This is a genomic window from Mesorhizobium dulcispinae (genome assembly GCF_033977345.1).
GTDB classification, from domain to species: Bacteria; Pseudomonadota; Alphaproteobacteria; order Rhizobiales; family Rhizobiaceae; genus Mesorhizobium; species Mesorhizobium dulcispinae.
In genome coordinates, this window is sequence record NZ_JAVIIY010000008.1 from 16,742 (window position 1) to 30,754 (window position 14,013).

Consider the following 14,013-nt stretch of genomic DNA (forward strand, 5'->3'; position numbering starts at 1 on the left):
GCGATCTGTCGGCCACCCGCCCGGTTACCTTCCGGCGGTCGGTGCGTTGGGAAGATTGGGTCGGACGGCTCCAGAAACGCCAGAACGACATCAAGGCCCATCGGTAGAAGTTGCGATCCGGTACGAACCATAATGTGGGTAACCAGTCTTGCGGCGAATAAGAAAAAAGTATGCCAATAAGTATGATACGGACGTCATCGCAAGAAGGTTGGCCACCAATCGAGATTTCTTGAAAAGAGCAGCCTGTTTTTCAAAAACGCGGTCAATATAATCGCCGTATGGTTTATTGTCCTCCGCGCTGTTGTAAAATCCCACGAGCAATTCCAGGTCGCCGGAAGCTGCCAACGAATAATTTGATCGTACAGCCTCTTCCAAGGTATCAGCCGCTGCCGGGAATGGTCCAACTCCATAGTCTGGGTCTGTGTAATATTGCTTTCGATCGATATTGACACGAGCAACAACATGGCCATTCAATCCAAATAAGTCTGAAGTAATTCCATTCCTTTGCAAAGCTTGACGTACCAAGAATACCCTTTGATGACAGAACCCACAAGTAAAACGGTCTTTTACCAATATTCCTTCGACAAATAAGCTGGGACTCCCCGACAGCCAAAGGAAAATCCTTTCCAGCCAACTCAATGAAAATTCCGTCGGCTGACAATTGAAGGTCGAAAGGTGCACCACATCCGTAACTCGTTTGACGTATCCTAGCTGGCTCTCCCCTTCGGTTATATCGAGAACGGTGTCCGCAATTTCGGATATTGGCTTTATGGTGACGGCGGTCAGGCCCGCAGTGCCGGCTCCTAGTCTGCCCGGATACACCGTCCAAAAATGTTGAGCGGAAATGACCGCACATGCGACGGCGAGACCAAGCAAGGCTGTGTGAATGTAGGAGATATTTTTCACACCCTCTCGTTACTTTAGCGAGACCGTCAAGTCAAAAAGGAAGGCGGCGCGGATGACCACACTTCTCGATCTTTGCCCAAAAATCATAAAGACGTCGAGTGATTTGTCGCGCACCTTGGGTGTCAGCGCTTGGATGACGCAATGGATCTGGACGCAAGGTCGTCCTACAAACCATCCACCCGGTGCGACCCACGAATCGAAACCACCGTCGCAATCGACCACACGATGATTGTGCCTAGAAGAATGAAACAGAGTGCACTGACCGAAAGTGGAACGGCTACCTCGTAGGTTCGCCCATTGTTGCGAGGATCGCTCGAATCCGTGGCCGCGAACAGCACCGCCTCTCGCCGGCGAAAAGTAAACTCGCCCTGCCGGACGGCGGGCCGTGCATGCGAGGACCAGTCGACCCGCTGGAGCGGTGTCCTGTCCTCGCGCAGATAGGATGCCTGCGACGAGGAACTGGCGGCAAGGTTGTCAAATTGGAAAAGGCCCGGAAACTGTGACCGCGGAAGCGGCGTCTCGTATCCGCCGCGCGCCGTGACCATGGTCTCGTTCTGCAGCCGCCCGCTGGCCAGCAGCGGTGTGACGAGCAGTACCGCAACGCAGCCGGCAACAAATGCCACGACGCCTGTGGCTGTTCCGAAAACAAAGCTCCAGGACTCCCCGTTCCTCGCCGGCGACGACTTTGGAGCAGGCACCCTCCGCCCGGCGAGCATACCGCCAATTCCCAGGGTGACCGGAAGAAGGAGGCTGGGTGTAAGCAAGATGTCATGAGACGTCAGCATGACCCCCACGAGTGCTATACCAAGGGCAAGATCGCCGGCGTTGCGGGCGAAGCAGAAAGCGAAGCCGACGAGGCCGATCGGGATCAACCAGCCGAGATGACCGAAGGCGATTGCGAAGAGAAGGAATGTGTTGTGGGGCGCGAGGGCTTGCGCCTCTTCAAGTCCCCGACCAAAGAAGCCGCCTTCGCGATAGGCGAGCAGGCCGCGCTCAAGAAAGAGAGCTCTTGCCGAGATCGAATTTCTCGTGCCCTCATCCGCCAGACGCTCGCCGAGCGCCCGCATCTTGGCAACGTTGGATTGGCTGGCCGCTGACGAAGGCGGAGTGTCGGACTGCACAGAAGATGGCGCAGCGCTGTCCGCGGGCTTGTCGGTCTCAGGAGGAGGCGTTGAACTGATCGCAGATCTTGCCGGCGGCGGCTCAATGCCCGCGGGCCAACCTTCCGAAGCCGGTTGATTTGCCGAAGTCTCCGCAGGCGACGGCGCAACCGGAACTGCAGTGTCAGGGGGATATCGATCGCGAGATGCATCGATAGCCTCCGATGCCTCGTCGAGCGCCCTGCCAACCGACAATACGCCAGCAAAGGATTCATCCATGGCTACGCGAAAATACGCATTTGTCGCCAGCGCGATGCCGATGGCACCCAACAGCACAAATGCGACGACGGTCGCTCGGCCCCAGCCGTTGAGATCGGTCTGAAAACGACGGCCACTGCGGAACTGCTGCCAAATGCGAATGACGACCGGCACGGCCACGGTGCCGAAGGCGGCAAGAAGGGTCGAGCGGGACAGTGTGGCAAGAAGCGCCGCGCCTACAAGGGTGAGGAAGCTTGCACGCCATTTTTGCGAGACGGCGCGGTAGCTCGCCGCAGCCCCGAGCAGAAGGCCAGCCGCCGCGACATTGGGATTGATCGCCAATCCGGCAGCCCGGCCAGGGGTATTGGTGAAGCCGTTGGCGAACAAAAGGTCGAGGAAGCACGCCACCGCACTGAACGCTGTCACCGATGCGGATATGCGCAACACCGTCGCAGGCGTGGAGGCAAGCATGAAGACAATCGCTGCGCCACCTAGAAAAAGGGTGATAAGATAGCACTCGGCGACGATCCCGACCGGATGGAGCGCAACCGGGGCGACCGCCATGGCAGCGGAGATCGCCAGCGGGAGGATAGCGCTAAGCACATCCCGGCGCGCCGCAAGAACGGCGATCGCAACAATCAGGATGCCGCCGTAGAGCGCATGAAAAACCAGCCTCGCGAACTCGTCCCGCCCGGTAAAGAACGGCAGAAAGTATGGCATGAACCAGGACTGATAGATGACGACGGTGAACGCGCAAAGCCAGGCGGAGACGTTCGTCAGGATCGCACGCAGCGAGTGCGCTGAATTCGCCGAGCGTTCTGAATGAGCAATCCCGCTCATTCAATCGTCCGCGAGATAAAGGCGTTCATAGGCATCGACCATAGCCCCCGTCGAATAGCGCTCCCGCATTGTCCGTTGCCTAAATTCCCGGTCGCTTGCTTGCTCCGGCAATCGGTCAATGACGGTTAGAAGCCCACGCGCGAGATCAGCCGGCTCACGGGGATCCACCAATATACAGCCCGGCATGCCGGAGACGGCTTCCGGATTTCCGCCGACATTGGTGGCGACGACAGGAAGGCCTGCCGCGAGCTTTTCCATCAACGCATTGCAGAAGCCCTCTTCATGGGAAGCGATCACGCCGACATCCATGCCGGCCAGCAAACCGGGAACATCGTTCTGCGTTCCCAGCGCCTGCACTTTCGATTCGACACCGAGCCGCTTGGCTTGCTCCGCCAGGGCCGGTCCGATGCCCCGATCCTGTCCAGCCATGAATAGCCTTAGATTCGGTAGCTTCTCGCTTGCACGGGCGAAAGCTTCGATTAGATCGCTGTGCCCTTTGTAGGGGATCAGATTGGCGACTATGACGATGCCGACTTCGCCAGGACCGAGACCCAGTCGGCGCCGGGCTTCGTCCCGACGGTGGCTGATATCATCGAAACGGCTGAGATCGAGACCGTTCGGGATCACCTTTATACTGTCGATGTCATATTTGTCGCGGGCCGCTGTGTCGACCGCCACCGCGTGGGAGTTCGCGATGACTACATGCGAAAGTCGGTTGGCGATCCGATCCATCCGTTTCGCCCGAGGCCATCGCTCCTGATGGTTACCAAGGGCTCGCCGCGAGGTGATGACTAGCGGTGCAAGCGCGATCCGGCCTGCCAAGGCGCCCAAGAAGTTGGTTAGAGGTAGGAAAGCCTGAACTACGTGCGGCCGGGTTAAAACAATACGGATGACAAGCGAAGCGACGGCGGCGCCGAGAACCAGCATCGCCTTCACGCTTGGACGCGTCTTCAAGGCAACGCTCGACTTGACAAGCCCGTTAGCCGATGCCGGCGGTGCGGGCGAGAGATTCGGCCGATGAAGCCCGTACAGTACCCGAATTCCGGCGCGATTCAGTGTCTCCGCCAGAACACCGCCCTGCGAAAGCGCAAAGACTTCAACCTTCCAGCCTCGCGCCTTCAATTCCTTGGCAAGCAGTACAAGCTGGCTCTCCGTGCCGCCGAGATCGAGCGTCCCTATGATAAAGAGCACACCGCGGCGGCGTTTTCTGGCGAACGCTTTTGGGGGCACGGCAACGTACCCCTGTTCTTCAGCACCAATCATCGGAACTTCTTCTTGCAGCGTCATTCGTTTCGCCGCCTATTTCTTGCTCAGTCACCGCTTGCCACAGGCGTTGGCCCCACGCAAGCACGGGGCTTTGCTGGCCAGCGGTCCATGGTGGACAGGCAATCGTACCAGCCGGAATTGACAGGGCTTCAGCGCGATCGCTTTTTTGTGGCTGCGACGTAGTACATTGCTTGTCGTTCCCGCCGTTCTATCGGCATGCTTGCAAATAATCTCAAGCTCGACGCCAGTTGCGGCTTGTCGTCGGGCATTGAACATGCGCATTGGAAATCCATTGGATACGGACATCGACTTGGCATTGAACGGAAAACGAACCTCCGACAACACCCTCGACATGCTTCGACGCTTGTGGCGGCAGGTGTCGAAGCGCCGGCAACGGCAACTCCTCGGCCTTTTGGTCCTGATGATGTTCGGCGCGCTCGCCGAAGCCGCCACGCTTGGTGCCTTGCTGCCGTTCCTTGCGCGCATCGCCAATCCCGAAGCGATCGGTGGCCAGTCGTTCCTTGCGCGCCAGCTCGCCGGTTTTAGGCTGGCCGGCTCTTCCGACAGCCTTCTCGGTTTGACGGTTCTGTTTTCGGTGGTCGCAATCATAGCCGGAGCCGTGCGCATAGCCCTCACCTGGGCTACGAATTCCTACGTTTTCTCGCTGGGACATGAATTGGGGGTGAAGGTCTACGACCGGGTGCTCCACCAGCCCTATAGCTACCACGTTTCGCGCAATTCCAGTTCCGTGCTGGCCGCACTTCGGCAGGTCCAGGCGATTGCCGCAGGCGTGATGCTGCCCCTGTTGCAATCAATCAGCGGCGTAATCATCGGCGTCTTCATCATCGTCGCTCTTTTCGTTCTAAGTTCCTTCATCACCTTCGTCATCTTCGCAGGCTTTGGGGCAGTCTACCTCGCGATGTCGCTTGTCATCCGCAAGCATCTCAAGAGAAATGCGCGCATCATTGCCAGCGTGCAGGCGGAAGGCATCCGTTCGGTGCAAGAGGGACTGGGCGGCATCCGCGACGTCATCATCAACGACACCCAATCCTATTTTCTCTCGCGCTACAGCGAACTCGACAAGCACTTCCAGCGTGCGAACGCCGCGAACGCGCTCGGGGCAGGCGCTCCGCGTTTCGCGATCGAAGCCGCGGGCATGGTGATCATCGCGGCGCTCGCCTATTTCCTGATCACCCGGTCCAACAATGCCGGCCAAGTGCTTCCGATGCTGGGAACATTCGTTCTTGGAGCGCAGCGTCTGCTTCCGTCCATGCAGCTTGTATACGGCAACTGGGCGCTCATCCTGAGCAATCTTGCGGGCGCCGAGGTCGTGCTCCAGGCGCTCGAGGCACCGGTTGGTCCAGAATGGAACCAGCCACCGGCCAGGCGGCTGCCCTTCGATCGAGCAATCGTGCTCAAGGATGTGTCTTTCAGTTACGCTTCCGATCAGCCGCCCATACTCGAGCGGTTCAATCTTGCGATCTCGAAGGGGAGCAAGGTGGGGTTCATCGGCAAGACAGGCAGCGGCAAGAGCACGACGGTCGATCTGATAATGGGTTTGCTCGAACCGACCAGCGGGGCGATCGAGATCGACGGGCAGAGGCTGGACGGCACGACGCGGCGCGCCTGGCAAAGACAGATCGCGCATGTGCCACAAAGCATCTTTTTGGCCGACGCCTCTATCGCCGACAATATTGCCTTCGGCATTGACCCGGCCACGATCGATCATGCGCGCGTGCGCAATGCGGCCCAGCAGGCTGCCGTGGCGGACTTCATCGAAAGCCTGCCGCAGGGCTATGAGACCCGGGTCGGCGAGCGTGGCGTCCGTCTGTCAGGCGGCCAGCGCCAGCGAATCGGCATCGCCCGGGCATTGTACAAACAGGCGAGCGTGCTCGTCTTCGACGAAGCGACGAGCGCTCTCGACATGGAAACCGAGACAGCGGTCATGGAAGCGATCGAAGAACTGCCCGCCGATCTGACGGTGCTGATCATCGCTCATCGTCTCACGACAGTCGAAAATTGTGACGAGATCGTAACCCTCGAAAGCGGCCGACCACATATCTGGACGAGAACCGGTGGTCAGATCGCCTAAGGCACGTCGAATAGTTGCGCGTCGCTCGCTGACATTTGGACGTGTACTAGAATTGCTCTAGTTCCGGCTGGATGGCGGGTTATTCGGGCTTTGGAAGAGAAATTCCGTGCATGCTTCACCCGTGGACATCCTGACGAGCTCGAAATCGAACCGTTCCTTCAGGAAATCGACCACGGCCTGATCGTCGGCGAACTCCATCGGCCAGCCGCCCAGCCAGTCGCGGACGTCGGTCATGTAGCTCATACCCCGACCTTTCTTCTTTTGGTAAATCTGCCTCAGCAATTGAGGCAGATAACGGGGATTGCGGCCAAGCCCGAAGCGCCAGATGTACCAATATTCCATCCAGCGTCTCTTGCTTGGACCGGCGGCATTGTACCGACGCTTCACATCCAGCCAGAATTCCGCGGACGGCTTGACGACATTCGACGAATAGAGGGCAATGAAGAAGAGCCCGCCGGGCGCCACCTTGTGCGCCGCATTTTCGATCGCCTGCCACATGGCGCCGGTGTGGTGGAGCACGCCCCACGAATAGACCAGGCTCCAAGTGCCCAGCCTCTGGAGATAATCGACGTCGAGCACGTCGCCTCTCTCCACGATCCAGTTCGGCGGGTCGCCCGCCAATTGGCGCAGCTTTGCGGTTGTCCTGACCGAAAGCGGATCAAAGTCGAAGGAATGTATCCGCTTGGCTTTTGCATCGAAGGCGGCAAGCGAGTGCAATCCGCTGCCGCTGCCGATATCGAGAAAATCGATACCTTCAAGGCTCTCTTTGCCTAAGAAGGACAAAAGCTTGTCGGCCGACGTCCGCCGGCGTTCAGGCGAGTAATGCCTGTCGATAAACGCAGCCCAATTGGCTCCGAACTCGTATCGTTCCGACAACGAATTCTCTGTAAACGTCATTCTGCGGCCTGTCGCCCTGCTTCGATGATTTCCATCATATGAGCGGTCACCTTTTGAATATCATAGCGCTGTTCAGCGATCGTTCGACTGTTCTTGGCCATGCTGTCGGCCTCATCCGGATTGTCGATCAGGCGGATCATAGCTTCCGCCAAGGGGGCCGTGGCGCCGACCGGCACCAGCAGGCCGTTCACCCCCGGCACGATCGGCGCGCGGCAACCCGGCGCATCCGTCGTGATCACGGGGCGTCCCATCGCCATCGCCTCCAGAACCGAGCGCGACGTGCCCTCACGATAGGAAGGGAGCACGTAAACACGCGAATCGGCAATCACCCCGCGAACGTCTTCGACGGCCCCGTGATAACTTATCGTTCCGTCCGCGACGGCTGCTTCAACCTCCGAAACCGGAAATCCCGCGGGATTGGGATCTGTGTCGCCGACCAGGTCGAAACGAGCCTCCGGCCGGACCGCCTTCACCAATCTCGCCGCGCCCAGATATTCGGCGAGGCCTTTGTCGCGAAGCAGGCGCGCGATCATAAGAAATCGCGGCTTCTCCGATAGAGGCGCCACCTTGAAACGGTCCAGGTCGACGCCTGAACCGTTGACGACGTTGGCTGGTGTCCTCCCGAGAAGCCCCAGTCGACGGAAATCGTCGCGGTCGTCGTCGTTCTGGAAGGTGGCAGTGGTGGCCACGCGCAGGCTGGCGGCATAAAGCAGCCGAGCCACGGCGTTGACCGCCCTCCAGCGCAGCGATTTGTGCCGGTCCGTGAACGCATAGCCAAGACCGGTAACAAGTGCGTGCCGGCGCGGCACCCGTGCAAGCAATGCCGCGGGTACGCCGTAGACGATTGGCTTGATCGCGCAGGCCAGCACGATCCGAGGCTTGAGTTTTCGTATCTTCCTGTAAAGGCGAAGGGCCAAAAGCGTATCGCCGAACGGCGCAATAGCGGCGCGCTCCATCGGCAATGGATGAAACCGGATGCCGTTTTCCGTCAGCCAACGAACGGTCGTCGCGTCGAAAGGGGCCAGGGCATGAACTTCATATCCGGCAAGGCGCAGCGCCAGAAGAAAATGCCCCCGCGTGGTTGCAAGGGACTTTGGTTCGCTCACGACAACGACGATACGGTTCATGCGTTCAATTTCTTGGGCTGATCGCTTCAGGCCATTCGCCCCTTGTAGGTTTTCGACGCCCGAAACCCAATCCTGACGCATGTTATCCACAACATCGATCGGCATGAGAGCGGATCTACAGTGCAAGCATGGTCGCGGACCATTTTTGAGTGGAGACTTCTCCCTTCGCAATGGCGCATCGTTGAATTGAAACACCGCCTGCCATACAAGCGCCTCGACTCATAAATGACCTGAGGAAATCTGCGGATGTCCGAACGCATTGCTGTAATCGGGTTAGGCTATGTCGGCTTGCCGGTAGCTGTCGCGTTTGGAAAGGTTTTCCCGGGAACGATTGCATTTGATATCAGCGAACGTCGGATCGGCGAGCTGCGCGACGGCATCGATCGCACGGGAGAGGTCGACGCAACGGCGCTCAAGGAATCCTCGATCGTGCTGACGACCGACCGGGAGATGCTGAAAGGGGCGACTTTCTTCATCGTTGCCGTGCCGACCCCTATCGACATCAACCGCGCCCCCGATCTTGCTCCTCTGAAGCTGGCATCCGAACTTGTCGGCGAGGCTGTAAGCAAAGGCGCGGTCGTCGTTTTCGAATCGACAGTCTATCCAGGCGTGACGGAAGATTTCTGCGGGCCGATCATCGAGCGGATTTCAGGTCTGCGGCATCCTCACGACTTCGCGCTTGGCTATTCGCCCGAGCGAGCCAACCCCGGCGATCGCGAACACTCACTGCAACGGATCGTCAAAGTCGTCTCCGGCGAGAATACCGACACGCTGGAGCGCGTGGCGGATACCTACGGCCGCATCATCGATGCCGGTGTCTACCGCGCCCCCTCGATCAAGGTGGCCGAGGCAGCGAAAGTTATCGAGAACACCCAGCGCGACCTGAACATCGCACTGATGAATGAACTGGCAATGATCTTCGAGCGGCTCGAGATTCGGACGCAGGACGTCCTCGATGCGGCGTCGACAAAATGGAACTTCCTTCCCTTCAAGCCGGGTTTCGTGGGCGGCCACTGCATCAGCGTCGATCCATACTATCTGACCGCCAAGGCAGAGGCTGAGGGATACCATCCGCAGATCATCCTCGCCGGTCGTCGCATCAATGACGGCATGGGAGCCTTTGTTGCCCAGCAGGTTGTCAAGCAGTTGATCCGCTCGGACATGCCCGTCAAAGGAGCTTCCATCGGCATCCTCGGGCTGACCTTCAAGGAGGACGTGCCGGATTTGCGCAACAGCCGCGTTTTCGACATGGTCAGGGAACTGAGGCAGTTCGGCATTGTCCCCAAAGTCCACGACCCGCTTGCCGATGCCGAAACCGCTCGACGCGACCATGGCGAAACAATCCTGCCGATTGAGGAAATAAAAGATCTGCAGGCGCTTGTTCTGGCGGTTCCTCACAAGCATTATCTGGAGGGTGGGAAGTCCCGCATTTTTCAGATGATCAGGCCAGGTGGAACGCTGTTCGACATCAAGTCTGCCTTCAAGCCGAATGAAATTCCTGGCACGATAAGATATTGGAGCCTGTGAGGTTCAGCCCGAAATCGACGCTGGGGATAGACCGTGACATCAAGCAGGCCAATTCTGATCACCGGTGCGGCCGGTTTCATAGGTTTTCATCTCTGTGAGAGACTGCTCTCCGATGGCCGGCAGGTCGTCGGATTGGACTCCATGAATGAATACTACGACGTCAACCTGAAGCGGGCGCGACTCGATCGGCTGAACGGGTTCTCGAACTTTCGGTTCGAGCATGTCGACCTCACGGAGCGCGACCGTATTTCGGCGCTGTTTCTGTCAACCGCGCCGGAGGTCGTCGTCAATCTCGCGGCTCAAGCCGGCGTGCGCTATTCGCTGACCAATCCGCACGCCTATGCGGAAAGCAATCTCAGCGGCTTTCTCAATATTCTCGAAGGATGCCGGCACGCCTCGGTTGGCCATCTGGTCTATGCCTCTTCCAGCTCGATCTATGGCGGCAGCACTCGAATGCCGTTCTCCGTCCACGATTCAGCCGACCATCCGCTCAGCCTCTATGCGGCAAGCAAGAAGGCCAACGAGCTTATGGCGCACACCTACAGCCATCTGTTCAGACTGCCGACGACAGGACTGCGCTTCTTCACCGTCTATGGTCCTTGGGGACGGCCGGACATGGCTCTGTTCATCTTCGCCAAGGCCATCCTCGCCGGCGAGCCGATCGACGTCTTCAACTATGGCAACATGCAGCGGGATTTCACTTACATCGACGACATTGTTGAAGGTATTGTCCGCGTCATGCGGCAGCCCGCGACATCCAACCCCGATTGGAAAAGCGCCGCGCCGGATCCGGCAACCAGCAACGCGCCGTTCAGGATCCACAACATTGGTGGCAATTCACCCGTTCAGCTGAACCGGCTGATCGAAGTGTTGGAAGACGCGCTCGAGCGCAAGGCAAACCGCAACCTGATGCCGATCCAGCCGGGCGACGTTCCGTCAACTTCCGCCGACGTCAGCTCGCTCGAGGAGGCGACCGGATTCAAACCAAAGATTCCGATCGAGATCGGGGTTCCGCGCTTCGTGAAATGGTACCGGGATTTCTATCGGGTATGATCGACAGCTTCGGCGGACGACGGGTGAAAGTCCATGAACGCGCGCTATGATTTCGGCCGCAACTGGTCCGAGCTCGCCGCGCGCTTCGAGCAGGAACACCTGGACCGCGCTTGCGAAGACCTTCACCGCCTCGTCGGCGATGTGAAGGACAAGACCTTTCTGGATATCGGCTGCGGATCGGGTTTGCACTCGGCGGCCGCCCTCCGGCTCGGGGCGGCGAAGGTCCAGGCGCTGGACTATGACACCGGCTGCGTCGAAACGACGAGAGCCGTCCTCTCCCGGTTCGCGCCGGAAGCCGAATGGAGCGTGGAGCGAGCCGACATTCTCGACGAGGGATCGCTTCCGTCCGGGACGTTCGACATCGTCTATTCGTGGGGCGTCCTGCATCACACCGGGGACATGTGGGCTGCGATCTGCAACGCAGCCGGTTTCGTCGGCCGTGGAGGACGTTTTGGCCTTGCGATCTACCTGAAGACGCCTCTTTGCGGACTATGGACCGTCGAAAAACGGCTCTACTCCTCCCATCGGTGGTTGCGCGCCCCCGTAAAGGCGCTCTTTGTTCCCGCCTACATTTTGGCGAGAACGTTGCGCCACGGGGACCCAATTTCTTTTGTAAAGAACTATCGCGCGCGCCGCGGCATGGAGTTCCTGGCAGATGTCGACGACTGGCTCGGTGGATATCCCTATCAATCCACCTCGGCCGATGAGTTGGAGACGACCGTCGAAAAACTTGGGTTTCGTACGAAGCAGCGCTTCAATGTAACGCCTGGAATTGGCCTTTTCGGCACCGGCTGCGGTGAATGGTGTTTCGAGCGAATCGATTTATAGATACTTGGTTTTCCTCTATCTGATCACGCGGCATAGAGAGCAAGTCCCGAGCTGGCCATCATGGAGCAGTGACGCCGTATGTGCGGTATTGTCGGCATTGTAGGAGGAGCGGCCGCGACGGGTAGCGGCGCCTTCACCGTGCGCCGCATGGCCGACATGATCCGACATCGCGGGCCGGATGGAGACGGCGTCTGGACCGATGCCGAGGCCGGTGTCGCTCTCAGTCAGCGCCGACTGGCGATCATCGACCTGTCGTCGGCGGGCGCGCAGCCGATGATCTCGCATGGTGGTCGCTACGTCATCATCTTCAACGGAGAAATCTACAATCATACCGAGATGCGCACGCTTCTCGATCGCAAGCATGGCCTTCATGCCTGGCGCGGGCATTCCGACACCGAGGTCTTTCTGGCTGCGATCGAAGAGCTGGGTCTGAAAAAGGCCCTCGAACTGGCCGTCGGCATGTTCGCTTTCGGCTTGTGGGACCGGCTGGAGAGGACGCTTGTCCTCGCGCGCGATCGTCTGGGTGAAAAACCCTTGTATTACGGGCGTGTCGGCAAGGCGTTCGCTTTCGCCTCCGAGGTCAAGGCATTCAACGCACTTCCCAACTGGCGCCCGGAGATCGACCGCAACGCGCTGGCGTTGTTGATGCGCCACAACTACATCCCCGCGCCTTACAGCATCTATCAGGGCATCCGCAAACTGAGGCCCGGCGAGTTTCTCGTCCTTTCCGACCCCCTGCGCGAGCCGCGCGTCGAGAGCTATTGGAGCGCCAGGGAAGTCGCCGAACAGGGCCGGCGTGATCCTTTTCAAGGCAGCACCGAAGAGGCGGTCGACGAACTCGAGCGTCATCTTCGCCAGGCGCTCGAAGGGCAGATGATCGCCGACGTGCCGCTCGGCGCCTTCCTCTCGGGCGGCATCGATTCCTCCGCGATCGTGGCGGTCATGCAGTTGATCAGCTCGCGGCCGGTGCGGACGTTCACGATCGGATTTAACGAAGCGGGCTACAACGAGGCGCACCATGCCCAGCAGGTGGCGCGCCGGCTCGGCACCGATCATACCGAACTTTATCTTAGCGAGCGGGACGCGCTCGACGTCGTGCCGCAGCTGCCCGGCATCTATTGCGAGCCTTTCTCGGACTCCTCGCAGATTCCGACGTTCCTGGTGTCCAAGTTGGCGCGAGGCAGTGTCAAGGTCGCGCTGTCGGGCGACGGCGGAGACGAGCTGTTTTCGGGCTACACGCGTTACGCGCTTGCCGATGCCTTCTGGAACAGACTTTCCCGCATCCCGATCGGGTTGCGCCTTGTGTCGGCAAGCTTGGCCACGCTGCTGTCGGCGGGTCTCTATGACAATGTCGCAGGCGGGATCATGCCGCTCCTGCCGCGGCGCATGCGCCGCCAGCGTGTGGGCGACAAGATCCACAAAGCCGCCTCGCTGCTTTCGCTGCGAACCGTCGATGACGTTTATCGTCGCCTTTGCTCGCATTGGGAGCCGACGGAGATCGTTGCCGATGCGGCTGAGCCACCCACCATGCTGACGGGGCTTGAACCCCTTCCGGATTTGCCGGGCAACGTCGAGCGGATGATGTATCTCGACACGATGAGCTATCTGCCGGACGACATTCTGGTAAAGGTCGACCGCGCGGCAATGGCGGTCGGCCTTGAAACCCGTGTGCCGCTTCTCGACCATCGCCTTGTAAGCTTCGCGCTTTCGCTGCCGCTTTCCGTTCTGCGGACCGGCGGGCAGACCAAGTGGCCGCTCAGGCAACTGCTCTACAGACATGTTCCGCAGGCGCTTGTCGAGCGTCCCAAGATGGGCTTCGGTGTGCCTATAGACGCTTGGCTGCGTGGTGCCCTTCGCGAATGGGCGGAGGCGCTGCTGGACGAGCGCCGGCTGCGGGAAGATGGCTTTTTCCGGCCGGAGCCGATCCGACGCGCCTGGTCCGAGCACCTTTCCGGACATCGCAACAACCAGTACCTGCTTTGGGACGTGCTGATGTTCCAATCGTGGCGGGAAGCGCAGGAGGGAGCCTTGGCTGCCGCCGCGGCTTGAACAAGCGCCAGCTCAGACGGTTTCATTTTGTGCTATCTGCCCGCCGCGGCCGGATGGCGAGCGCAACAGA

Annotated in this window: 10 protein-coding genes; 5 read left to right on the forward strand and 5 right to left on the reverse strand. The window is 59.5% G+C overall.

Features of this window, described 5'->3' with window-relative positions; all coding sequences use genetic code 11:
* Positions 1–90: 90 nt before the first annotated feature.
* The 3 genes from RFN30_RS18190 to RFN30_RS18200 form a co-directional block, all read right to left on the reverse strand.
* Positions 91–906, reverse strand: coding sequence for a hypothetical protein (locus RFN30_RS18190; protein WP_320263468.1), 816 nt, complete (start codon positions 904–906; stop codon positions 91–93).
* Positions 907–1,070: 164 nt separating this feature from the next.
* A complete protein-coding gene (locus tag RFN30_RS18195) occupies positions 1,071–3,104 on the reverse strand; it encodes a hypothetical protein (RefSeq protein WP_320263469.1) in 2,034 nt (677 codons plus the stop codon).
* The gene (locus RFN30_RS18200) at positions 3,105–4,391 is read right to left on the reverse strand and encodes a glycosyltransferase (protein WP_320263470.1); all 1,287 of its coding nucleotides are present in this window, start codon (positions 4,389–4,391) and stop codon (positions 3,105–3,107) included.
* A 271-nt stretch (positions 4,392–4,662) separates the two neighbouring features.
* On the opposite strand from RFN30_RS18200, the gene RFN30_RS18205 reads away from it, so the two are divergent.
* Positions 4,663–6,462 (forward strand): ABC transporter ATP-binding protein, encoded by a 1,800-nt coding sequence (locus RFN30_RS18205; RefSeq protein ID WP_320263471.1) that lies wholly within the window; start codon positions 4,663–4,665, stop codon positions 6,460–6,462.
* Between the two features lie 57 nt (positions 6,463–6,519).
* On the opposite strand, the gene RFN30_RS18210 is transcribed toward RFN30_RS18205, so the two are convergent.
* Positions 6,520–7,359, reverse strand: a complete 840-nt coding sequence (locus RFN30_RS18210; RefSeq protein WP_320263472.1) for a class I SAM-dependent methyltransferase — start codon at positions 7,357–7,359, stop codon at positions 6,520–6,522.
* The gene (locus RFN30_RS18215) at positions 7,356–8,591 is read right to left on the reverse strand and encodes a glycosyltransferase family 4 protein (protein WP_320263473.1); all 1,236 of its coding nucleotides are present in this window, start codon (positions 8,589–8,591) and stop codon (positions 7,356–7,358) included. Before RFN30_RS18215 ends, RFN30_RS18210 begins: the two co-directional genes overlap by 4 nt.
* Before the next feature lie 141 nt (positions 8,592–8,732).
* Between RFN30_RS18215 and RFN30_RS18220 the strand changes: the two genes are divergently transcribed.
* The 4 genes from RFN30_RS18220 (at position 8,733) to asnB (ending at position 13,943) form a co-directional block, all read left to right on the forward strand.
* Positions 8,733–10,013, forward strand: a complete 1,281-nt coding sequence (locus RFN30_RS18220) for a nucleotide sugar dehydrogenase (protein ID WP_320263474.1) — start codon at positions 8,733–8,735, stop codon at positions 10,011–10,013.
* A 33-nt stretch (positions 10,014–10,046) separates the two neighbouring features.
* A complete protein-coding gene (locus RFN30_RS18225; protein WP_320263475.1) occupies positions 10,047–11,066 on the forward strand; it encodes an NAD-dependent epimerase in 1,020 nt (339 codons plus the stop codon).
* 33 nt (positions 11,067–11,099) lie between these two features.
* Complete coding sequence (locus RFN30_RS18230) at positions 11,100–11,894, forward strand: class I SAM-dependent methyltransferase (protein ID WP_320263476.1); 795 nt, start codon at positions 11,100–11,102, stop codon at positions 11,892–11,894.
* Between the two features lie 78 nt (positions 11,895–11,972).
* Positions 11,973–13,943, forward strand: a complete 1,971-nt coding sequence (gene asnB / locus RFN30_RS18235; protein WP_320263477.1) for an asparagine synthase (glutamine-hydrolyzing) — start codon at positions 11,973–11,975, stop codon at positions 13,941–13,943.
* Positions 13,944–14,013: the final 70 nt, after the last annotated feature.

Coding starts and splice junctions, on each gene's coding strand:
- RFN30_RS18230 (WP_320263476.1), top strand. CDS start 11,100: ATGAACGCGCGCTATGATTTCGGCCGCAACTGGTCCGAGCTCGCCGCG.
- RFN30_RS18195 (WP_320263469.1), bottom strand. CDS start 3,104: ATGAGCGGGATTGCTCATTCAGAACGCTCGGCGAATTCAGCGCACTCG.
- RFN30_RS18220 (WP_320263474.1), top strand. CDS start 8,733: ATGTCCGAACGCATTGCTGTAATCGGGTTAGGCTATGTCGGCTTGCCG.
- RFN30_RS18215 (WP_320263473.1), bottom strand. CDS start 8,591: ATGCCGATCGATGTTGTGGATAACATGCGTCAGGATTGGGTTTCGGGC.
- asnB (WP_320263477.1), top strand. CDS start 11,973: ATGTGCGGTATTGTCGGCATTGTAGGAGGAGCGGCCGCGACGGGTAGC.
- RFN30_RS18210 (WP_320263472.1), bottom strand. CDS start 7,359: ATGACGTTTACAGAGAATTCGTTGTCGGAACGATACGAGTTCGGAGCC.
- RFN30_RS18200 (WP_320263470.1), bottom strand. CDS start 4,391: ATGACGCTGCAAGAAGAAGTTCCGATGATTGGTGCTGAAGAACAGGGG.